Source organism: Microbacterium sp. 01T413_2, assembly GCF_056398985.1.
Window position 1 is genome coordinate 38,046 of sequence record NZ_JBFTQL010000006.1, and the last position, 21,098, is coordinate 59,143.

The 21,098-nt window shown below is 70.2% G+C and carries 14 protein-coding genes; 10 read left to right on the top strand and 4 right to left on the bottom strand.

Features of this window, described 5'->3' with window-relative positions; all coding sequences use genetic code 11:
- Window positions 1-87: 87 nt before the first annotated feature.
- The 3 genes from AC1DMN_RS05480 (at window position 88) to AC1DMN_RS05490 (ending at window position 8,895) form a co-directional block, all read left to right on the top strand.
- Window positions 88-1,962, top strand: coding sequence for a lipase family protein (locus AC1DMN_RS05480; RefSeq protein ID WP_477229971.1), 1,875 nt, complete (start codon window positions 88-90; stop codon window positions 1,960-1,962).
- Between the two features lie 306 nt (window positions 1,963-2,268).
- A complete protein-coding gene (locus AC1DMN_RS05485) occupies window positions 2,269-6,846 on the top strand; it encodes a Calx-beta domain-containing protein (protein WP_477229970.1) in 4,578 nt (1,525 codons plus the stop codon).
- Window positions 6,847-7,032: 186 nt separating this feature from the next.
- Window positions 7,033-8,895 (top strand): AAA family ATPase, encoded by a 1,863-nt coding sequence (locus AC1DMN_RS05490; RefSeq protein ID WP_477383949.1) that lies wholly within the window; start codon window positions 7,033-7,035, stop codon window positions 8,893-8,895.
- A 54-nt stretch (window positions 8,896-8,949) separates the two neighbouring features.
- On the opposite strand, the gene AC1DMN_RS05495 is transcribed toward AC1DMN_RS05490, so the two are convergent.
- Window positions 8,950-9,735 (bottom strand): DNA/RNA non-specific endonuclease, encoded by a 786-nt coding sequence (locus tag AC1DMN_RS05495; protein ID WP_440732764.1) that lies wholly within the window; start codon window positions 9,733-9,735, stop codon window positions 8,950-8,952.
- A gap of 194 nt (window positions 9,736-9,929) precedes the next feature.
- On the opposite strand from AC1DMN_RS05495, the gene AC1DMN_RS05500 reads away from it, so the two are divergent.
- The 6 genes from AC1DMN_RS05500 to AC1DMN_RS05525 all read left to right on the top strand — a co-directional run bounded on the left by AC1DMN_RS05500 (window position 9,930) and on the right by AC1DMN_RS05525 (window position 17,007).
- Entirely contained in the window at window positions 9,930-12,038 is a 2,109-nt protein-coding gene (locus AC1DMN_RS05500; protein WP_477229968.1) for a DHA2 family efflux MFS transporter permease subunit, read from the top strand.
- Window positions 12,039-12,094: 56 nt separating this feature from the next.
- Window positions 12,095-12,709, top strand: coding sequence for a TetR/AcrR family transcriptional regulator (locus tag AC1DMN_RS05505; protein WP_477229967.1), 615 nt, complete (start codon window positions 12,095-12,097; stop codon window positions 12,707-12,709).
- A gap of 194 nt (window positions 12,710-12,903) precedes the next feature.
- Window positions 12,904-14,979 carry an MDR family MFS transporter gene (locus AC1DMN_RS05510; RefSeq protein ID WP_477229966.1) on the top strand — a complete coding sequence of 692 codons (2,076 nt, stop codon included), beginning with the start codon at window positions 12,904-12,906 and terminating at the stop codon, window positions 14,977-14,979.
- Window positions 14,980-15,040: 61 nt separating this feature from the next.
- Window positions 15,041-15,673 (top strand): TetR/AcrR family transcriptional regulator, encoded by a 633-nt coding sequence (locus AC1DMN_RS05515; protein WP_477229965.1) that lies wholly within the window; start codon window positions 15,041-15,043, stop codon window positions 15,671-15,673.
- Window positions 15,670-16,254 (top strand): GNAT family N-acetyltransferase, encoded by a 585-nt coding sequence (locus tag AC1DMN_RS05520; protein ID WP_477229964.1) that lies wholly within the window; start codon window positions 15,670-15,672, stop codon window positions 16,252-16,254. The genes AC1DMN_RS05515 and AC1DMN_RS05520 overlap by 4 nt, the downstream gene beginning before the upstream one ends.
- A 549-nt stretch (window positions 16,255-16,803) precedes the next feature.
- On the top strand, window positions 16,804-17,007 hold the full coding sequence (locus AC1DMN_RS05525; RefSeq protein WP_045250254.1) for a cold-shock protein: 204 nt from the start codon (window positions 16,804-16,806) through the stop codon (window positions 17,005-17,007).
- 173 nt (window positions 17,008-17,180) lie between these two features.
- Here AC1DMN_RS05525 and AC1DMN_RS05530 read toward each other — a convergent pair whose 3' ends face one another.
- From AC1DMN_RS05530 to AC1DMN_RS05540, 3 genes are all read right to left on the bottom strand, one after another.
- On the bottom strand, window positions 17,181-17,855 hold the full coding sequence (locus AC1DMN_RS05530) for an HAD hydrolase-like protein (RefSeq protein ID WP_477383951.1): 675 nt from the start codon (window positions 17,853-17,855) through the stop codon (window positions 17,181-17,183).
- Between the two features lie 26 nt (window positions 17,856-17,881).
- Entirely contained in the window at window positions 17,882-18,577 is a 696-nt protein-coding gene (nucS, locus tag AC1DMN_RS05535; protein WP_477229963.1) for an endonuclease NucS, read from the bottom strand.
- Window positions 18,578-18,704: 127 nt separating this feature from the next.
- Entirely contained in the window at window positions 18,705-19,928 is a 1,224-nt protein-coding gene (locus AC1DMN_RS05540; RefSeq protein ID WP_477383953.1) for an MFS transporter, read from the bottom strand.
- Window positions 19,929-19,987: 59 nt separating this feature from the next.
- Between AC1DMN_RS05540 and AC1DMN_RS05545 the strand changes: the two genes are divergently transcribed.
- On the top strand, window positions 19,988-21,082 hold the full coding sequence (locus AC1DMN_RS05545; protein ID WP_477229961.1) for a LacI family DNA-binding transcriptional regulator: 1,095 nt from the start codon (window positions 19,988-19,990) through the stop codon (window positions 21,080-21,082).
- Window positions 21,083-21,098: the final 16 nt, after the last annotated feature.

Here is a 21,098-nt window from a genome sequence, read left to right on the forward strand (position 1 = left end):
GTTGGCCTCAGCGCACCCCGGCACGGGGATCGCAGGATGCGGATCGCGGCTGAGCGGCCGAGTGACCCGTGAGGCGAAGGGGGCACCGTGGCCGGCGACGAGAGTGCAGTCCTACCGGATCCGGATGAGGCCCGACGCGGACGCTCCGACCGCCTGAGCGGCGGGATCGCTCGCCCGATCGGCGTGATCGCCCGGCAGAGCACGGCGATCCGGATCGTGCTGGGGCTCGCGCTCGTCGCGGTCGGCGCCGTCTTCCTCCTCGTGTCGATGACGGTGCAGACGATCGCGCTGGTCACCGGGATCGGGATCCTGCTGGTCGGTGTCGCCGTTCTGGTCGTGCCCGGTGACCGCGCCGAGGGACCCGGATCCGGATCCCGTTCGCTTCCCGTGATCGTCAGCCGGGTGCTCGGTGCACTGCTCGTGCTGCTGGGCGCCGGGATGGCGCTGTGGCCCGCAGCGGGCGCGCCCCTGCTGGCGCAGCTCCTCACCGTGGCGCTGGTCGTCTTCGCCGTGGCGACCGTCATACGGGCGTTCCGGCCCGGCGCGGACCAGCGCGTCACGGGCATCATCGGGGCCGTCGCGACACTGGCTGTCGCCGCAGTCACGGTGTTCTGGCCCGTGCTGACTCTGGTCGTGTTCCGCCTCGGAGTGGGGGCGTGGTTCGTCTTCATCGGGCTGCAGCTGCTCGTGCGGGTGCTCTGGCGTCGCCCCCAGGCGCCCCGCGCCCCGGGTGGACGTCGCGGGGTGCGCTGGCTCCGCACGATCGGGGCGAGCGTCGCCCTCGTGCTCGCGGTCGCGCTCGCCGCGGGCAGCGGCGCGCTGCTCGGCGGCACCCCGCTGCCGGTGCCGGACGCGTTCTACACCCCGCCCGCCGACGTGCCGGCGCAGGCCGGCACCCTGATCCGCTCCGCACCGATGACCGTCGGCGTGCCGGCTGGGGCGAAGGCCTGGCGGATCCTCTATACGACAACCAACCCCGACGGATCCCCGGCGGTCTCGAGCGGCACCGTGCTCGCACCGGCGGATCCCGGACCGGATCCACTCCCCCTGCTCACCGTCTCGCATGGCACGGTCGGCGTCGTCCCCGGCTGCGCGCCCTCGCTCAGCGCCGAGCCGTTCGCCGACGGCGCGGGAACGGCGATGGTCGACATGGTCACGAAGCACGGCTGGGTCGCCGTGACCAGCGACTACATCGGTCTGGGCACGAAGGGCCCGCATCCCTACCTCGTGGGCGACGCGGAGGCGCGCAACGTGTGGGACGCGTCCAAGGCCGTGCTCGGCTTCAGCGAGCTCAAGGTCTCCACCGACACGGTGATCTGGGGCCACTCGCAGGGCGGTCAGGGATCGCTGTGGACGGGTCAGATCGCCGCGTCGTACGCCCCGGAGTTCACGGTCAAGGGCGTCGCCGCGTTCGCGCCGGCCTCGAACCTGTACGCGCTCGCCGAGGCCATCAAGTCGGAGACGGCGGGCAAGACGGTCTCGGCGTACATCGCTGCGACCTGGGACAAGGTGTTCCCGGATCTCGACGTCGAGAAGAACCTCACGCCCGGATCCGCAGGTCCCGTGGAACGCATCGGTGGACTCTGCTTCAACGGGCACGACGGCCTTGCGGCGATCCTGCGCGGCAGTCAGGTGCCGAACCAGATCTTCCCGAACGCGCTGCTGGCGGGGCCCTTCGGTGACAAGCTCAAGGAGCAGGAGCCCACGGGGCCGTTCCCTGCTCCCCTGCTGGTCGCCCAGGGTCTGGCGGATCCGCTCGTGAAGCCCGTGATCCAGGACGAGTGGGTCAAGGCTCGCTGCGATGCCGGCATCCCCGTCGACTACCGCACCTACCCGGGGCTCGGGCACGTGGAGCTCGTGGGGCCCGACTCGCCGCTCACGCCGCAGCTCGAGCAGTGGACCCTGGACCGCTGGGACGGAAAGGCACCGACCCCGGACTGCGACCACCTGCCGGCGGGCTGAGGGCGCACAGCCCGGATCAGCGGGCGAGAGGGCATCGCGGGAGCGCGATGGCGGCCATCCGGTACACAGTGATGGTCCGCGCAGCCCGTTCCGGCGCCTGTGGATAACCATGGCACCGTGGTGACACTGACGCGCCCCGAGTCGCGCCGCTAACGTCTGTCGTGCCCTGGATCGGCGCTCGGGAACGCATCGAGTGGGGTGCGGGGCATCGCCGGACCCGGGATCCGGCGATGCGGCGGGACGTGCGACGAACGGGAACGAGGGCGAGTGACGGGGCGAAGCAGGCAGAGCGCTCGATCGACTGGAGTGGCGCTGCTGCTGGCGGCGATCGTCACCGGCATCGTGGTCGTACCGTCCTCCCCCGCGCACGCCGATGAGGATTCGATCCGCTTCAGCAGCGGCGAGGCGCACGCCACTCTGGGGCCGAACGATGTGCTGCGCATCGACGGGCGGCTGCGGTACTTCAACAACTGCTCGGCGCCGGCGAACGCCGGCGGGATCGATGATTTCGTCTACCCGGCGGCGGACGTCTACGTCGTCGCCGCGAACCATGAACCCTCCGACGGCGACGCGCTGAGCGACGCCTCCGGCACGCCCACCACGATCGTGCAGGCGGGGGGTACGTTCGTGGACGAGATCCTCGCGATCACCCAGCCCAGCGGATCCCTGCCGGAGGGGGAGTACTCGATCGTCGTCGACACCTGCCAGAACGGTGTCTTCAACGCCGCGTCCGACACGCTCCTGAGCGACACGATCAGCGTCGCATTCCCGCCTGTCCTGCCCGCGATCGATCAGTCCATCCTGGAGCTGAAGAACAATGCCCGCACCCAATGGGGCAACTGGCAGGAGATCGCGAAGCTGTTCGACACCCTCCTGAACGTCGACAAGGCTGCCGGCTGCGGCACCGCCGCATTCGAGCACGGCGAAGAACTGGAGGACGCGCTGCACGGCTGCCTGGAAGTCGTCAACATCTGGGTGGACTCCCCGGCGATCTCCACCTGGATCGAACAGACCGGGCGGATCAAGGATGCCGCCCGATGCCATGGCGACGACGCCGGTGCCTGCTTCGGTTTGATCTCCTCGTACTGGGGGCTGGACGGATCCCCGGTGCGCACCTTCGTCACGTCCGGGGCCAAGAACCTCATCGCGAACCAAGCCAAGACGTTCTTCGGGATCTATGCCGACCCCCCGCGCACCGACTACACCTCCGCGTCCTCGGCGGTGCAGCCCGACCTGCCGATCCCGCAGACCCAGGGCGACGGTCCGGTCTTCGACCGGCTGAGCGAGTTCGCGACCGCACTGGAACGTGAGCAGCTGATGCGGACCGCACTGCTGGCCGCGCTAGAGCGCTATCAGGGCGCCCAGGCCGCGGGCGATACCGCGGCGGCCGTGGCCCAGGCACGCTCTGCGGCGAATCTGGCCGACACCATTGCGGACGCCGCACCCGTCACCGCCGCGCTGATGCAGGGGTGGTTCGACGCGGTGCAGACCGCGATCCCCGACCTCACCGCAATCACGCAGGACGAATGCGCCGACGCGCGGCGCCTGCTCGGCGGGCTGAACGGGGCGAACGGCAGCGGGATCACCCCTACCGAGAACCAGGCCCTGCGCAACTGGGGCAACGCGGGTTCGGCCCGATCCGCGTGGCTCGACGAGGTGCGCGCGAACGGCATCGTTCCTGGCGGCCTGAACTGCGCGCCGCTGTCGAACCTCGGTCCGGTGAGCGCCGTCGTGAACGAGCAGAGCGCCGAGTCCGACCAGCTGCGCAGCACGGCGACGACGCTGCGACAGCTGGCTGACGGAATCGTCGGATCCGCCACCACGCCGACCCTGCGTCTGACGGGTGCGACGGGAGCGACGGTCGGTGCGCCTGTGACCCTGGCCGCGAGCGCGAACCTGGGTGCGACGGTGAGCTGGGATCTGGACGGYGACGGCGCATTCGACGATGCGACCGGGGCGTCCGCAACGGTGACGTTCGCCATCGCGGGCCATCGGTTCGTCGCGGCGAAGGCAACGGTCGGCGACGGCCCGGCGGTCACCGCGCACGCGCTGGTCCACGTGACAGCGGCGAACGGCGCTCCGCGGATCGACGGCTTCGATCCGGCAGGGATCGACGGGCGCGCCTACGCCACCACGGCAGTGGGYGACGAGCAGACCTTCACCGTGCAGGCGAACGACCCCGAGGGTGAGGCCCTGCGCTACGACTGGTTCGTCGACGGCGCCGTGCAGACCGGGAACGGGCCGACACTGACGCTCACCCCGGCGGGTGGCGATCGCGGGCCGCATACGGTGAGCGTGCAGGTGCAGGATCCGCATCCCGGAAACATCGCCGAGCAGGCCTGGCGCTGGCAGGTGAACGACCCCGACCGGGACCACGACGGCTGGGCGGACAACGCGGTCGCCGACTGCGACGACCATGATGCGTCCGTGCATCCGGGGCAGGGCGAGGTGCTGTACAACGGCCGGGACGACGACTGCAACACCGCGACCGCCGACCAGCCCGCGAATCTCGGGACGGGCGGTGAGGTGTGGACCTGGGGCGACTACCGCGGTAACGCGCGGGGCGGAGCCGCCGATGTCCCCGCACCGATGGGAATCACGGACGCGGTGCAGATCTCGGGCTTCATGGTGGGGGGCAACGCATTGCGCAGCGACGGCACGGTGTGGGGGTGGGGTGACGGCAACGGGTCCATCACCCGGCGCCCCGGCACGAACTACGGACCGATGTACGGCCTCGGCAGCGAGTCCGGGGAGCTCGGCGGCGTGACGGCGATCACCGAGACCACCTATCTGGTGCCGGCCGTGTTCCTGCTGCTCTCCGACGGTCATGTCGCGTCGGTGGGCTGCGAGGGAAACGCGACGACCGACGGGCAGCTCGGTGCCGGAGCGGCCCTGAACTGCCGCAACTACCCGGACTACGTGCTCGGCCCCGACACCGACGGTGACGGGGCGCCGGATCCGCTGAGCAACGTGGTGAAGGTGTGGAACCTCGGCGGGGCGGGGCTGGCGCAGCAGGCCGACGGGACCCTGCTGCAGTGGGGTCGGCGGCAGTGCGCGGGGACCCCGGGGTATCGGCCGATCAGCTACACCGCGGTGGTTGAGCCGGCCTTGACGGCGGCGCTGCCGGGACTCGTGCAGGCCATCGGCGGCAGCAACAACGACGGCGCCGCGATGTTCCGGCTCGCGGACGGGCGCGTCCTGGCCTGCGGGGCGGACATGCCGGGCCCCGCGCAGGCGCCCAGCAACCAGGTGGTCCCGTTCGGCGACTTCGGACCTGCGGATCCGGCGGTGGACGTTGCAGTGACGCAGAGCTCCGACGAATTCTGGGTCGTCACGGCATCCGGAAAGCTCTGGGTCAAGGCGTCGACCGGACTCGCTCTCGACCTCGATGGCTGCACGCCTCAGACCTGCCCCGGCTGGAAGCTGTTCGAGGCGCCACTCCCGCCGGGGGCCGCGGCGGTGGATCTGGAGACGACGTGGCCGACGATGCACCTCCGCCGCGCCGATGGCACACTGCTCACCTGGGGTGAGGGAACCGCGGGGTCGTCCGGCCACCCCGGGCAGGGTGGTTGGGGCACCCCGGCGCCTGCGCTGATCGACGGTTTCGTGCTGCAGAGCAGCCTGGCCACGTGGGACGGGTATGCGCTGGTGCTCCCCTCGGCCACGGTGGCCGCGTCGGGATGGGTGCCGCCGCAGCCCGACGTGAGGGTGTCGGCGTCGGGCGCCACGGGTCCTGAGGGCGGCGCAGCCACGGCCGGCGTGGTGCTGGACCGGCCCGCGTCGGGTGATCTCGTCGTGTCCTGGCGCTTCGGCGACGCGACTGGCGATGTCACCGTGCCCGCCGGCCAGACCCGCGTCGACCTCCCGCTGACGCTGCCCGCACCCGATGGCGTGTGGGGTGCGGATCGGCACGCACCCGTGATGCTCACCGGAGTGTCCGCGAACGCGATCCTCGGCGAGGACGTCGCCGACATCACGATCACCGACGCGGATCCGGCTCCCGAGCTCTCTCTCGAACCCTCCTCGATCGCAGAGGGCGACGACGCTCTGACCGCGGCGCCCGTGACGGTCCGGCTCTCCCGGCCGGCAGCGGTGGATCTCCGCGTGCGCGTGACCGCCGCCGACGGCACGGCGACCGCGGGAACCGACTACAAGCCGCTCGACGTCACGGTTCCGGTGCCGGCCGGCAGCACGACTGCAACCGCGCCGCTCGTGCTGCTCGGCAACACCGTGCCCCAGCCGAACCGTGCTCTGACGCTGACCGCGGCCCCAGTCGCTCCGGATGTCGCATCCGTGATCCTCCCCGTGACCGGATCCCTGACGATCGCCGACGACGACCCGGTCACGCTACGGGCCCGCAGCGTCGTCGTCGCCGCCGGCGACACGGCCGCGATCGAGATCGCCTCGCCGCTCGTACCGGCCGACGAGTCGGTCGCCGTGGAGTGGCACACCGTCGATGCCACCGCCCGGGCGGGAACCGACTACACCGCCTCCGCCGGAACCGTGACCCTCGCGGGCGGCCGTGAGGGCGGCGGCCACGGCACCATCACGGTCCCGACGGCCTTGCTGACTGCGGCCGCCTCAGCAGAACAGGGGCACGTGCTGACTGTCGCGCTGACCCCCGCCCCCGGGACGCGCACGGTCGTCTCTCCGGCATCCGTGACGATCCTCATCACACGCGCACTCGACTCCGGACCGAGCCCGAGTCCGGAACCGTCGTCGCCGCAGACGCCCGTTCCCTCCCTCCCGGCACAGGCAGATCACGGAGGCGGTGACCTGCCGGGCACCGGGGCGGCGCTCCCGGTCGCGGCGGTGGTCATCGGTGCGCTCGCGCTACTGGCCGGAGCCGGGCTGCTGCGAGGCCGTCGTCGAAGACGGGGTTGAGGGGCGAGGCGCCGTCGGGCCGCGGGGCTGACGGACATCGTGGAGCTCAGCGGTCACGGCGACGCGACCCAGGACGCGGCTGACGACGACCGGGCTGAGCGTGCGCCGCGCACTCGGCCACCTGCCCTCGAAGCCTGTGTCGTCCAGGCCTTCCGCACGCGTGCGCCCGTCCACTACGTTCGTCCCGTGAGACCACGGTCGTTGCGCGCCGCTGCAGAGGAATCCGACGCCGCGCGCTTCGTCGGCCGGGATCCGGAGATGGCGACGGTCGCGGACCTGCTCGACCCTGACACGCCGAGCCGGATCCTGTTCGTGCACGGACCCGGCGGCATCGGCAAATCGACATTGCTGCGGGCCGCCGCCGCGCTCGCGGATCGCCGGGGACTGCGCACGTCGCGGATCGATGCACGCACCCTGCCGCCCGAACTCGAGCACGCGGTCGAGGTCGTCATGTCCGGTGGCGCCGTGCGGCGATGTGTCGTGATCGACGAGGCGGATGCACTCGGTCCGCGCCTCGACGTGCTGCGCGACCGGCTGCTGGACGAGCTCGCCGACACCAGCTGCCTTCTGGTCGCGGGCCGCAAGGGACCCTCCCCGTCGTGGCGCACCGCGGGGCTGGACGCGATCGTCGTCGGACTGCCGCTGCGCCCCCTCACCGACGAGGACTCCGCCGAGCTGCTGCGCTCGCGGGGAATGGATGAGGCGCAGGTCGCGGAGATCGTGGAGTGGGCGCAGGGATCCCCGCTCGCCCTGACGGTCGCCGCCAGCGCTCCCGCAGGTCGCACCGACGGCCCGAGCTCAGCCGCGCTCGAGCAGCGGCTGACGCAGTGGCTCGTCGGACAGCCGATCCTCGACGTATCCCGCGACGTTCTCGAGGTCGCTGCTCTCGCCCGCACTGTCGACGCTCGCCTGCTGAGCGCCGCCCTTCCCGGGCAGGCCACTCGCGACGGCCTGCGGCGCCTCGCCGCACTGCCCGTCGTGGAGCGTCTCGGAGACGACATCGCGCTGCATGCGGTCCTCGCCGCGTCGATCCGCGAACACCTGCGCAGCACGGCCCCGGCGCGGGCGGCCGCGCTTTCGCGGCGCATCGCCGAGCACCTCGCCACGCGTGCGAGGCTCGGCGACATGGGGGCGCTGCTGCGGCTCTCCCGGCTGCTGGAGAGCGCCGAGTTGCGGGCCGCGATCGGCAACGATCCCAGCGACGAGTACTACGCCGACAATCGCCTGCACCCGGGTGAGCTCGAGCGTTTCGGGCGCCACCATGGCTTCGACGACGGCGCGGACTGGGGTGAGGTGCTCGACTGGTTGCAGCGGCCTGAGGGCCTGCTGTTGATCCGCCGCCGCGACGGCGAGGCCGTGATGGTGACGCGTTTCGTCGCGGTGCGGGAGCTTGCGCACACCGCCGCGCCGATGAGGCAGCCGGATCCGCGGAGGTCGCATGAACGGGACTCGGGGCCGGCGCCCGGCGCCATCGCGAGGAGCCTGGCGCTCGCCGCGGAACGCACAGACGCGGATCCGGCTCGGTCATTCGCCGGCGTCGTGCTCTTCGCCGACGGTCCTGCGCGCGACGCGGCGGAGGCGGCGCGGCTCGGCAGCGGCGCCTTCATGCTGCAGCACGGCGTCGGCGACATGCAGTCGATGTTGATCCACTACCCCGMGCCGGATCGSCGACCGCCYGTSCCSKCGAGCATCGCSAGCGAGGTCMCSGGTCCCCTTCCGCGGCCCGTGGCGCTGAGCGACTTCCGCCCGTTCGGGGCGATCGGCAACGTGGAGGCGATGGTGCTCGGCGAACTCGGGTTCGTGCCGCGCTCGATCGACGCCGGTCTGCTTCTCGCCGAAGACGACGACCCCGTGCGGATCGCCGCACTCACCGCCCGGCTCGACGAGGTGTTCGGAGCGGGCGCGGAGGACCGTCGTCAACGGCGGGCGCTCGAGCTCGTCCACCTCGGCACGCGCACGAGCGAGGAGGAGTGCCTCATGGCGCTCAACGTGAGCAGACGCACCTGGTTCCGCATTCTTCGCGCCGCACGGGAGCGCGTGGCCGGCTGATCGCCTCGGCGGGCGGATGTTCCGTCCGCCCGTTTCCGTCCGCGGTCGGGTTGGTCAGACCACGACGTCGTCGAGCGCGTGGAGCAGACGCCACTCGCCCGGGCGGACCGTCCGCGTCGCGAGCACGTCGGCGGACTCCAGAGGCCCGACGTCGACGCCGGCGAGGGTCGCGATCTCGGAGACCGGCACCTGGAACGTGCGGAACCCGCCGAGCGGCGCCGTCGCGAGCAGGCCGTCCCTGGTGTCGACCAGGTCGGACTGATCGAGCACGAATCCCGCCGCCGCGAGCGAACCCGCCGTGTCCCACGCTGCGATCTTCCAGAAGCGCAGCGGGATCCGGATGCCGCGGTAGGGCGGGTCATCCTCGGCCAGGACCGGCGCCGTGAACACCGAGAGGCGCTGCGCCGTCGCCTCCGCATAGGTCAGCACATGGTCCTCGAGGCCCAGCCAGAGCTCCGGTCCCTGGTTGAAGTTCGCGGCCTGCGGCGCCGCGTTGGGGTAGACGAAGGTGGCCTCCATCGCCGCGCGCGCGTCACCGGTCTCGCCCCAGCCCGGATCTCGCCGGCGCACCAGATGACCACGATCGAGGTCGTTGCGGGCGTAGACGGCCGGGCCGGTCTGCTCATCCTCGCCGACCCGCGGATCGAGCCGCCACTCGCCCGTGCGCGGCAAGTCGCGCAAGGTCGCACCGTCGATGTTCACGCCGGTCGACGCTGCCAGCCGACGCTCGGGGTCCAGCAGCACGGTGAATCGCGGGTACGCGAGTTCGCGCACCTGGTGACCAGGGCGAGGAAGAGGCACAGTCGTCGCGAGGAACCCGGGGTCGTAGCCGTCCGTCATGCCTCCATCGTCGCCGAAGCCTCCGACAACCGGCCCGGCACAACGGATCCGAATCCGTGCGTGCAGGAAAGCTTGCAAAGGTGTAACATTGCAGGGTTGCAAGTTTTGCGCCGGCGTCGGCGCTCGCGTCGATCGATGAAGTCCGCGGGCAGGATCCGCACCGCTCCATCCCCCGTTCTCCTGGAAGGACCTGTATGGCAACCGCCACCGACACCGTCACGACGGTCGAGGCGCCCATCGCGCACGCGCCGAAGCCGATCATGACCCACAAGCAGATCATGCTGGTGATCTACGGCCTGATGAGCGGCATGTTCCTGTCGTCGCTCGCGCAGACCGTGTTCGGCACCGCGATCCGCACGATCGGTGACGACCTGCACGGCCTCGACCAGCAGGCCTGGGTGACGACCGCGTTCCTCATCACGTCGACCATCGCCGTGCCGATCTACGGCAAGCTCAGCGACATCTTCGGCCGCCGCCCGCTGTTCATCCTCGGCATCGTCATCTTCATCCTGGGCTCCACGCTCTCCGCGTTCTCGACCTCGATGATGATGCTGGCCGCGTTCCGCGCGTTCCAGGGCATCGGCGCCGGTGCCCTCATGGCGCTCCCCCTCGCGATCATGGGCGACATCCTCGCCCCGCGTGAGCGCGCCAAATATCAGGGCTACTTCTTCGCGGTGTTCGGCATCGCGACCGTGATCGGCCCGCTGGTCGGCGGTCTCTTCGCCGGTGCGAAGGAGATCCTCTGGATCGACGGCTGGCGCTGGACCTTCCTCATCAACATCCCGCTGGGCCTGTTCGCCCTGTTCATGGTGATCACGTTCCTGCACCTGCCCAAGGTCGGCAAGCACAAGGGCCCGCGCATCGACTGGTGGGGCGCCGCCGCCGTGATCGTCGCGCTCGTGCCGCTGCTCATCGTCGTCGAGCAGGGCCGCACCTGGGGCTGGGACTCGGTCGCCGCGATCGCCTGCTACGCGATCGGCGGGCTCGGCCTCGTGGCGTTCATCGTGATCGAAGCCCTCATGAAGGAGGACGCGATCATCCCGCTGAAGCTGTTCCGCTCCGGCACGTTCGCGATGGCCACGGTGCTGGGCGTCCTCGTGGGCTTCGCGATGTTCGGCGCCATGATGACGATCCCGCTGTACATGCAGATCGTCGTCGGCATGAACCCGACCGAGTCGGGACTGTCGATGCTGCCGCTGATCCTCGGCCTCATCATCGCGTCGCTGGTCTCGGGACAGATCACCGCACGCACCGGCAGGTACCGCATCTTCCCGGTCCTCGGCACGCTCTTCACCGCCGTCGGCTTCCTCTCCCTCACGCTCATCCGCTACGAGACGCCTCTGTGGCAGATCTTCGCCGGCATGTTCGTGCTCGGTCTCGGTCTCGGCCAGCTCATGCAGCCGCTGACGCTCGCGAGCCAGAACTCGGTCGACCCGCACGAGATGGGCGTCGCCTCGAGCGCTGCCACGTTCTTCCGCCAGATCGGCGGAACGCTGGGCACGGCCGTCATGCTGTCGGTGCTGTTCTCGATGCTGCCGACCAACATCCTGCACGCAACCGAGGACAAGGCCAACCTGACCGCGGCGCTCTACGCCGCGCTGGATCCGGCGACGTCGTCCAAGAGCGAGAACGCGGCGATCATGAAGCAGCAGTGGAGCGGAGTCGCCGGTCCGCTGACCGAGGGCGTTCAGGCGCAGCTCGACAAGGGCGTGGCGGAGGGTGACGCGAAGGCCAAGTCCGCGGCCCGCGACGCCGTCACCACCGCCGTGACCGCGGGCGTGGACCAGGCCGTCGCCGCGGGTCAGTTGCCCGCTGAGGCCGCCCCCGCCGTGATCGCGCAGAAGGTCGCCGAGGCGACGCCTGCCGCCGAGGCCTCCGCGCACCAGCAGGTGCTGAACACGGCCGCGGAGAAGGCGCACGCCTCTGTGCAGGGCGACACGGTCGCGGTCGACTGGGCCGACCACGACCAGCGCACCTACTGGGTCGACCAGCTGGTGCCGACGCTGCAGGACCAGATCAAGAAAAAGGAGAACGACGCCTCCGGATCCGGTTCCTCCGGCACYGCGGTGAACGACACSTCSTTCCTGACSGGGGCGGACGCSGCGCTCAGCAAGCCGTTCAAGATCGGCTTCATCCAGGGGCTCGTGACGCTGTACTGGGTCGGCCTCGGCGTGATCCTGCTCGCGTTCGTGCTGACCTGGTTCTTCAAGGTTCCGCCGCTGCGCGCCCGCTCCGCCCTGCAGGAACGGGCCGACAAGGTCGGCATGACCGAGACCGGAAGCATCAGGACCCACAAGGCCTGAGCAGAGCCCGACGAGAACCGGAGCGGAACCCCGCCCGGGCTCTCGAGGAGACAGAGATGACGAGCAACGAAGAACCGGCCGCGGATCCGCACGCGGAGAACTGCGGGCGCCGCGAGCGCAAGAAGCAGCAGACGCGTCTGGCGCTGCACGAGGCGGCGCTGCAGCTGGTGGATGAGCAGGGCCTCGACGGCACCACGGTCGAGCAGATCTGCGAGACGGTGGACGTCTCGCCGCGCACCTTCTTCAACTACTTCCCGTCCAAGGCCGCCGCTGCGCTGGATCTGCCGGACTCCGGGATCTCCCCTGAGGGCGCCGCCGCCTTCCGCGCGGCCGAGGGCGAGCTGGTTCCGGCGCTGTGCGAGCTCATCGGCGCCTCGATGGATGACGCGCAGCAGCGCAAGCGCATGAAGGCGCTGGTGCTGCGCCGCCCCGAGCTGATGCCCGCGTTCGCGCAGTGGATGGGAAGCGTGCGCGAGCAGTACTTCGCGCTGGTGCGCGAGCGCGCGGATGACGAGGAGGCGATGGCCGCGGTCGCGCTGACGATGGCGGCGCTCAGCGTGATCATGCACGACGGCATCGCGGGCGGCGAGCGGCCGGGCGCCGCGCGGCTGCTGGAGGGCGTGGAGCAACTGGTGGCCGCTCGCGGCGCTCTCCTCCGCGACCCCGCCTGACCCCGCGGTCGCTGAGCCTGTCGAAGCGCCCCGCCGCGCAGATCCAGCAACCTCATAGCGATTCTGCGTTTGCGCAACCTTTCCTTTCGTGTAATCTTGCAGGGCTGCAAAATTCTTGCCGCCAACGTCGGCGCTCGAAGCGACGGGTGTCGACGACGGGCGACGGTGTCCTCGATTCACGTGAAAGGGACTCCATGTCCACCGCCACAGCAACAACAGGGGCGACGCGCGCCGAGCGCTCGCAGAACGCCCCGATCATGACGCACAAGCAGATCCTGCTCGTCATCTACGGCCTCATGGCCGGCATGTTCCTGTCGTCTCTCGATCAGACGATCGTCGGCACCGCGATCCGCACGATCGGCGATGACCTGCACGGTCTCGACCAGCAGGCCTGGGTCACCACGGCGTACCTGATCACGTCGACGATCTCGGTGCCGATCTACGGCAAGCTCAGCGACATCTTCGGTCGCCGRCCGCTGTTCATCTTCGGCATCTCGGTGTTCATCCTCGGCTCCATCCTGGCCACGTTCTCGTCGTCGATGCTGATGCTCGCGGCGTTCCGAGGCGTCCAGGGCATCGGCGCGGGCGCGCTGATGTCGCTGCCGCTCGCGATCATGGCCGACATCCTCGCGCCGCGCGAACGGGCGAAGTACCAGGGGTACTTCTTCGCCGTCTTCGGCATCTCCTCGCTGATCGGCCCGCTCGTCGGCGGCCTGTTCGCGGGTGCCAACGAGATCCTCTGGATCTCCGGATGGCGCTGGGTGTTCCTCATCAACCTGCCGATCGGCCTGATCGCGCTCGGCATGGTGCTCGCGTTCCTGCACCTCCCGAAGGTCGGCAAGCACAAGAATCCGCGGATCGACTGGTGGGGCGCGACGGCTGTGATCGTGGCGCTCGTGCCGCTGCTGCTCGTCGCCGAGCAGGGCCGTGAGTGGGGCTGGGCCTCGTTCGGCGCGATCGCCTGCTACGTGATCGGCGGCCTCGGCGTGATCGCCTTCGTGCTGATCGAGATCGCGATGAAGGACAATGCGATCATCCCGATCCGGCTGTTCCACTCGCGCCCGTTCTCCTGGGCGACCGGCATCGGCGTGCTCGTCGGCTTCGGCATGTTCGGTGCCATGATGACCATCCCGCTGTACATGCAGATCGTCGGCGGACTCACGCCGACCGAGTCCGGATTCGCAATGCTGCCGATGGTGGTCGGCCTCATGGGCTCGTCGATGGCGGCAGGACAGATCACCTCGCGTACCGGCAAGTACGGCATCTTCCCGCGCACCGGCACGCTGATCATGGCCCTCGGCTTCCTGCTGTTGACCTTCGTCTCCTCGAACACTCCCGTGTGGTTCATGATGATCGGCATGTTCGTGGTCGGCCTCGGCCTCGGCCAGCTCATGCAGTCGCTGGTCATGGCGAGCCAGAACGCCGTCGAGGCCAGGGACATGGGTGTGGCCACGAGCGCCGCGACCTTCTTCCGCCAGATCGGTGGAACGCTGGGCACCGCGATCATGCTCTCCATCCTGTTCACCCTGCTGCCGCTGAACATCACGCACAGCATGGCCGACAAGCCGACGCTGACGGCCGCGCTGAACGGAGCTCTGGATCCCGCCGTCGCGGGCAAGGAGCAGAACAAGGCGGTCATGAAGCAGCTGTGGACGCCGATCACGGGTCCGCTCGAGCAGAACATCCAGGCACAGCTCGACAAGGGCGCGGCTGCGGCGAAGACCGCGGCGGGCCAGGCTGTGACGCAGAAGGTCACTGACGGCGTGAACCAGGCAGTCGCGGCGGGCCAGCTCCCGGCGGCTGCGGCGCAGACCGTGATCGCCCAGAAGGTGGCGGAGGCGACTCCGGCCGCTGAGGCCGCGGCCCTGCAGGCGGTCGCCGACAAGGCGCATGCGGCCGTGCAGGACGGCAAGGTCGTCGTGGACTGGTCGAACAAGGACCAGCGCAGCTACTGGGTCGACCAGCTCGTGCCGAACATCGTCAAGGAGCTGAACAAGGCGTCCTCGAAGACGTCGAGCGGATCCAGCAGCGCGGTGAGCGACACGTCGTTCCTGAACGGGGCCGACCCGGTGCTCACCAAGCCGTTCATGGTCGGCTTCACGAAGGCGATCGACGTCATCTACTGGGTCGGGTTCGGCGTGCTCATGCTCGCCTTCGTGCTGACCTGGTTCTTCAAGGCTCCCCCGCTCCGCACGCGCTCCGCGCTGCAGGAGCAGGCCGATGCCGCCGGTGTCAGCGAGACCGGCACCATCAGGACCCAGCAGGCCTGAGCGGACGGGCCGGAACGGGCGGATTCCCGTTCCGGCCCTCCCGTCGGGAAGGATGAGGAGCATGATCGAGACCGTCGACGGCCGGGGTGCCGCGAGCGAGCGCGTCGGTGAGGGCCGGCGCGAGCGCAAGAAGCAGCAGACCCGGCAGGCGCTGCACGAGGCGGCGCTGCATCTGGTCGAGGAGCAGGGCCTGGACGGCACCACGATCGAGCAGATCTGCGAAGCCGTCGATGTCTCACCGCGCACCTTCTTCAACTACTTCCCCTCGAAGGCGGCGGCGGCCCTGAAGCTGCCGGAGTCCGGCGCCGCCGATGACGTGGTGACGCGCTTCCTGCATGCTCGTGGTGAGCTCGTGCCGGCGCTGTGCGAGGTCGTCGGCTCGTCGATGGACGAGGGCATGGACCGGCATCGGATCAAGCAGCTGCTCATGCGCCGGCCCGAGCTGCTGCCCGCCTTCTCGCAATGGATGGGATCCGTGCGCGAGCAGCTCATCGAACTCGCCGAGCGACGGGCGGCCGACCACGACGAGGCCGTGCGTGCGGTGTCGCTCGTGCTCGCCGCGATGAACGTGCTGGTGCACACCCGCGCGACCCCGGACCGGCCGGGCGCCGCTCGTCTGCTGCAGGCCCTGGACGGACTCGTCGACGTGCGCGCCGCACGGATGTCGGATCCGGACTCTAGCCTGGAGGCATGACCTCCTCCGCTCTGGAACGTCTCGCCCTCCCCCTGCGCACCGAGCGCCTGATCGTGCGGGCGAGCACGCCGGCCGACTCCGACGCGGTGTGGCGCTATCGCCGCCTCGACGAGGTGTCCCGGTGGCTGACCACCGCGCCCGCAGATGCCGAGGAGTTCCGCGCGCACTTCACGGATCCGGAGCGACTCGCGATCACCCTGCTCGTGGAACTGCCGGGCACTGGCGTGATCGGCGACATCATGGTGCGCGTCGAGGACGCCTGGTCGCAGGCCGAGGTTCGTGCGCAGGCTGCGGGCGTGCAGGCGGAGCTCGGCTGGGCGATGGGTCCCGCGCAGCAGGGCCGCGGCTACGCGACCGAGGCGGTCCGTGCAGTGATGGCCGCGTGTTTCACCGTGCTGGGGCTGCGCCGGGTCAGCGCGGGCTGCTTCGCCGCGAACCAGGCGTCGTGGCGGATGATGGAGCGGCTGGGAATGCGGCGCGAAGAGCACAGCCGTCGTACGGCGCTGCACCGCAGCGGAGAGTGGATGGACGGCATGAACTACGGGATTCTCGCCGAAGAATGGCGCTCTCTGAACGATTGAGAGCGTTTTCCGATCGGCGCGCCCGTCCGTTCTGGACAGGGTGCGCGGCCTCGCCTAATGTGGACCGCGCGCACGTGAAGACGGCCGCTCCCGCCTGACGTCCCCAGCGAAGGTGGAAAGGTCTTCCCCAGAGACCGGCGGTCAGTGCGTGCAATGGCCCCCTCGGCGCATCCAGTCCCCAATGGATCCCCCGGGGGGGCCGCTTCGTCCCCAGTATTCCGATGTATTGAGATGATATCCCCGTGAGGCAGATTTGTCCCCCTTTTGGGGGACAAAATCTCAGAAGATGGGTTATGCTGATCTCAGACGCACCCTCCGGTCGTCCTGGGTCCCCATCGCTCCCCCCGCGGTGGGGACCCGCTCCATTTCCCGGCGCTGTGCCGTCGTGACAGGCGATTCCGGCGGCGGACGGTCGGATCCGGCGGTCGCGCAGACGTGCAACATTTTCGTCACCTTGTCATCCGGGGTGTTGCGATGCGGGTCGACTCGGATAGCGTTAGCATCGTCGACGCGTTTGCGCCGGCGTAAGCCCAAGCAAGAAGGCAGTACATGACTCAGGGCACGGTTAAGTGGTTCAACTCGGAGAAGGGCTTCGGCTTCATCTCCCCCGACGACGGTGGAGCTGACGTGTTCGCGCACTACTCCGCCATTGCATCCTCCGGCTACCGCTCGCTCGACGAGAACCAGCGCGTCGAGTTCGATGTGGCRCAGGGCCCCAAGGGCCTGCAGGCCGAGAACATCCGTCCGCTCTGAGCGACACGGAATTCTGAGACTCCCCCGGTGCTTCGGCACCGGGGGAGTTCTCTTTGTGCGGGCTTCGACGTGCGCGGCTTGACCATGAGACCGAAGCTGCGTCCCGAGACCGACGATTCGATCGTCGCTCTCGGGACGGAAGTTCGGTCTCGCGGATGACCAGGCGGATCCGGTCAGGCCGCGGGCAAGAGGATTCGCAGCAGCTCGTCGGGGGTCGCGACCTCGGCGACGGCGCCGGCCGACTCGCCCGGCTCGCCGAAGCCCCAGGTGACGAAGATCACGGGCACGCCGAGMGGSGCSGCSCCCTCGATGTCGTGSAGGCGGTCGCCGATCAGGACGGGRCGGCTGAYRTCGACGCCKGCSTCGGYSAGMCGGCSSAGCGCSCGGCGGAGGACCGCCTCCTTGCCGTCGTGCAGGCCCGCGGCGTCGGGCAGGGCTCCGGCGACCACGACGAAGTCGTCGATGAGCTCGTAGTGCTCGAGGATCGCGAGCACCTGGTTCTCCGGCTTCGAGCTGGCCGTCGCCTGCGGGATGCCGGCGGCCTTCACCGTCTTCAGCGCCTCGGCCACTCCCGGATAGATCCGCACGCTCGCGGCGTAGCCGTCGCGCGCGGCGAGGCGGCGGTACTCGCGGACGGCGCGGTGCGCATCCTCTGCGGACATCCCGGCGAGCTCCTGGAAGGACTCGAACATCGGCGGTCCGATCCAGCGGGACAGGGCGCCTGCGTCGGGCTCGGGCAGCCCGAAGGATGTGAAGACCTCGAGCAGGCGCGGCAGGATGCCGGCGGATGCGTCGGCTATCGTGCCGTCGACGTCCCAGAGGATGCAGGAGTAGGGGGATGCGGCCACGTTTATGCCTTTCAGGGAATACCGGATCAGAACAGCCGCGGCACGCCGGACTCGATGCCCTTCATGTCCTCATAGTCGAGCACGAGGCACCGGATCCCCCGGTCCTCGGCCAGCACGCGCGCCTGCGGCTTGATCTCCTGTGCGGCGAACACACCCTGCACGGGAGCGAGGTGCGGATCCCTGCCGAGCAGCTCGAGATAGCGGGTGAGCTGCTCCACGCCGTCGATGTCGCCACGGCGCTTGATCTCGACGGCGATCGCGGCGCCGTCCGCGTCACGCACCATGAGATCGACAGGGCCGATGGCGGTCGGGTACTCCCGGCGCACCAGGGTGGCTCCCTCGGCGATCCGCTCCACCTGCTCGGCGAGCAGTCGCTGCAGGTCCGCCTCGATGCCGTCCTTCTGCAGGCCGGGATCGATGCCCAGCTCATGCGCCGAGTCGTGCAGGATCTCGTAGATCTGCACGCGCAGCGCGTCACCGGTCTTCTGGTGGGTGACCCGCCAGACCTCGGTGACGCCGGCAGATGCCTCCTCCTCCCCCGGCTGCTCCGGTTCGAGGCGGCACGGCGGGCTCATCCAGTTCAGCGGCTTGTAGCTGCCGCCGTCGGAGTGCACGAGCAGGCTGCCGTCGCCCTTGTGCACGAGCAGACGCGTGGCGAGGGGCAGATGGGCGTTGAGGCGGCCGGAGTAGTCCACGGCGCAGCGGGCGATGACGAGACGCACCCGAAGAGCCTAGCCCGCTGCGCCGCAACACCTGCACGATCGTGCGACGGAGGCAGGACGGATCCACGGATGCGCGTCCCGGGGTCCTGCAGACGCGCCGCCCGCAGCGGCCGAGACGGGCGTGGGCTCAGCCCGCGGAGACCTTCTCCTCCTCGCGGAGCGGCCGGGCCGCGCCCGAGAACAGGCCGGAGAGGGCCGCCAGCGCGACCAGGATGAAGAGCGTGTTGAGCAGGCCGATGTGGTTGCTGATGAAGCCGAGCACGGGTGGCCCGCCGAGGAAGGCGATGTAGCCGATCGTCGCGGCAGCGCTCACCCGCGCGGCGGCCTTGGCGGGGTCGTCGGCCGCGGCAGACATGCCCAGCGGGAAGCCGAGCGACGCGCCGACGCCCCACAGCGCCGCTGCCACGAACACCAGCGGGGTGCTCGGCGCCAGGATGAACAGCAGGATGCCGGCGGCGGCGGTGATCGCGAGCACCCGCAGCACCACGACGCGCCCGAAGCGGTCGACGAGCGGGCCGCCGAACAGGCGCACGACGGTCATCGCGACGGAGAACGTGGCCAGGGCCGCGGCGCCGAGCGCAGGACCCGCGTGGTGGTCCTCGGAGACACCGAGGGCCAGCCAGTCGTTGGCGCCGCCCTCCGCGAAGGACATGCCCAGCATCACGATGCCGAGGAAGTAGGTGCGCGGCTCGCGCCAGGCCTCGAGCGCGACGTGCATCCGCTCGCGCCAGTGCGGCTTCTCCTCGGGCTGCGGGTCGAGCGCCGCTTCGCGACTGGGCACGTTCATCCAGCAGGCGAAGGCGAGCACGGCGATGATCACGGCGATGATCAGGGTGTGCGCGGCGACGTTCAGGCCGAGGTTCACCAGGAGCGCTCCCACCCCGGCGCCGATCACCGTGCCGAAGCTGAAGAAGGCGTGGAACACCGGCAGGATCGTCTTGCCCATCTGCTGCTCGATCGCGGTCGCCTCGACGTTCATCATCACGYCCAGCGATCCGTTGCCGAGGCCGAACAGCACCAGGCCCGCCACCACGACCGGCACGGAGCCCAGCACGTTGGTGCCCAGGCCCACCAGGCCGACGCCGRYCGCGAAGCTCAGCATCGTGACGAGCATGCCGAGGCGCGCGCCGGTGCGCGCCATGACGGCGGGGCTCGTCGAGATGCCGATGATCGACGAGATGCCCATGCCGAGCAGTAGCAGGCCCATCTGGCCGTTGTCGATGTGCAGCGCCGCCTTGATGTCCGGCACGCGCGACGCCCAGGTGGCGATCGACAGACCGCTGGCGAGGAAGATCGCGAAGATCGCGGCGCGCCAGCGCACGAACTGGGAGCGGGTGAGGGCGGTGTCCATCCGGTCAGTGTATCGAATCGATTCGATCTCTGTGTTCCCAACGATGTTATTGTCGAGGCATGAGCTCGGATCCGGATGCTGCGGCGGTGCGTCGACGCGCCACGATCGCGGATGTGGCGCGTGCGGCAGGCGTGAGCCCGTCCACGGCATCGGTCGTGTTCAGCGGCAAGGCGCCGGTCGCCGACGCCACCCGGGAGCGGGTGCTCGCCGTCGCCGCGGAGCTCGGCTACACCGGCCCCGACCCCCGCGCCGCCTCGCTGCGGCGGGGGCGCAGCGGCATCGTCGCCGTGGCGCTCGAGGAGCACCTGCGCACGGCCTTCCTGGATCCGATCAAGACCGCGACCATGGACGGGCTCACCGACGGCCTGGCCGCGCTCGGCGCCGGGGTGCTGCTGCTGCGGGATGACCCCGAGGCCGGGGCCGATGCGCCGACCCTCGCCACGGCGCCCATCGACGCGGCCGTGCTGATCGGCTGCAGCCCGCGCATGCGCGAGACCCTGCAGGCGGTGCGCAACCGCGGCTTGCCCGTGGTGGTGATCGAGGGCGACGCCGGCGACGACGTGCCCCGCATGGAGCTGGACAACGGCGAGGCTGCCGCGCAGATCGCGCACCACCTGCGTGCGCTCGGCCACAGGGATGTCGCCGTGGTCACGCTGCCGTTAGACGGGGACAAGGTGCGCGGCGATGCGACGCCCGAGCGCATTGCGATGATCACGACCCCTGTCACGAGCGCGCGCCTGTCGCCGACCCTCGAGGTGTTCCCGGACGCGCGCGTAGTGTCCGCCGCCAGCAGTCTCATCGACGAGGGCCTCATCGCGGGGCGAACCCTGTTCGCGGATCCGCAGACCCGACCGACCGCCGTCATCGCTCAGAGCGACCTCCTCGCCGCGGGCGTCATCCGCGCTGCGGAAGAGGCGGGTCTGCGCGTGCCCGAGGATGTCAGCATTGCGGGGTTCGACGGCATCGCCGTGGACGGGCTCGGCGAGCACGTGCTCACCACCGCCGTGCAGCCCGCGGTGGAGAAGGGACGCGCCGCGGGAGACGCCGTCGCGCGTCTGCTGGCGGGGGAGCAGGCCGCGTCCATCCGCTTCACCTGCACATTCCGCGAGGGCACCACGACCGGGCCCGTGCCCGCTCCGCAGCCGCTTTCGTGACGACGGCGGCGGTCGA

Bases quoted from the DNA above. Each gene is read 5' to 3' on its own strand.
- AC1DMN_RS05515 (WP_477229965.1), top strand. From the start codon at position 15,041: ATGATCGAGACCGTCGACGGCCGGGGTGCCGCGAGCGAGCGCGTCGGT.
- AC1DMN_RS05495 (WP_440732764.1), bottom strand. From the start codon at position 9,735: ATGACGGACGGCTACGACCCCGGGTTCCTCGCGACGACTGTGCCTCTT.
- AC1DMN_RS05520 (WP_477229964.1), top strand. From the start codon at position 15,670: ATGACCTCCTCCGCTCTGGAACGTCTCGCCCTCCCCCTGCGCACCGAG.
- AC1DMN_RS05505 (WP_477229967.1), top strand. From the start codon at position 12,095: ATGACGAGCAACGAAGAACCGGCCGCGGATCCGCACGCGGAGAACTGC.
- AC1DMN_RS05545 (WP_477229961.1), top strand. From the start codon at position 19,988: ATGAGCTCGGATCCGGATGCTGCGGCGGTGCGTCGACGCGCCACGATC.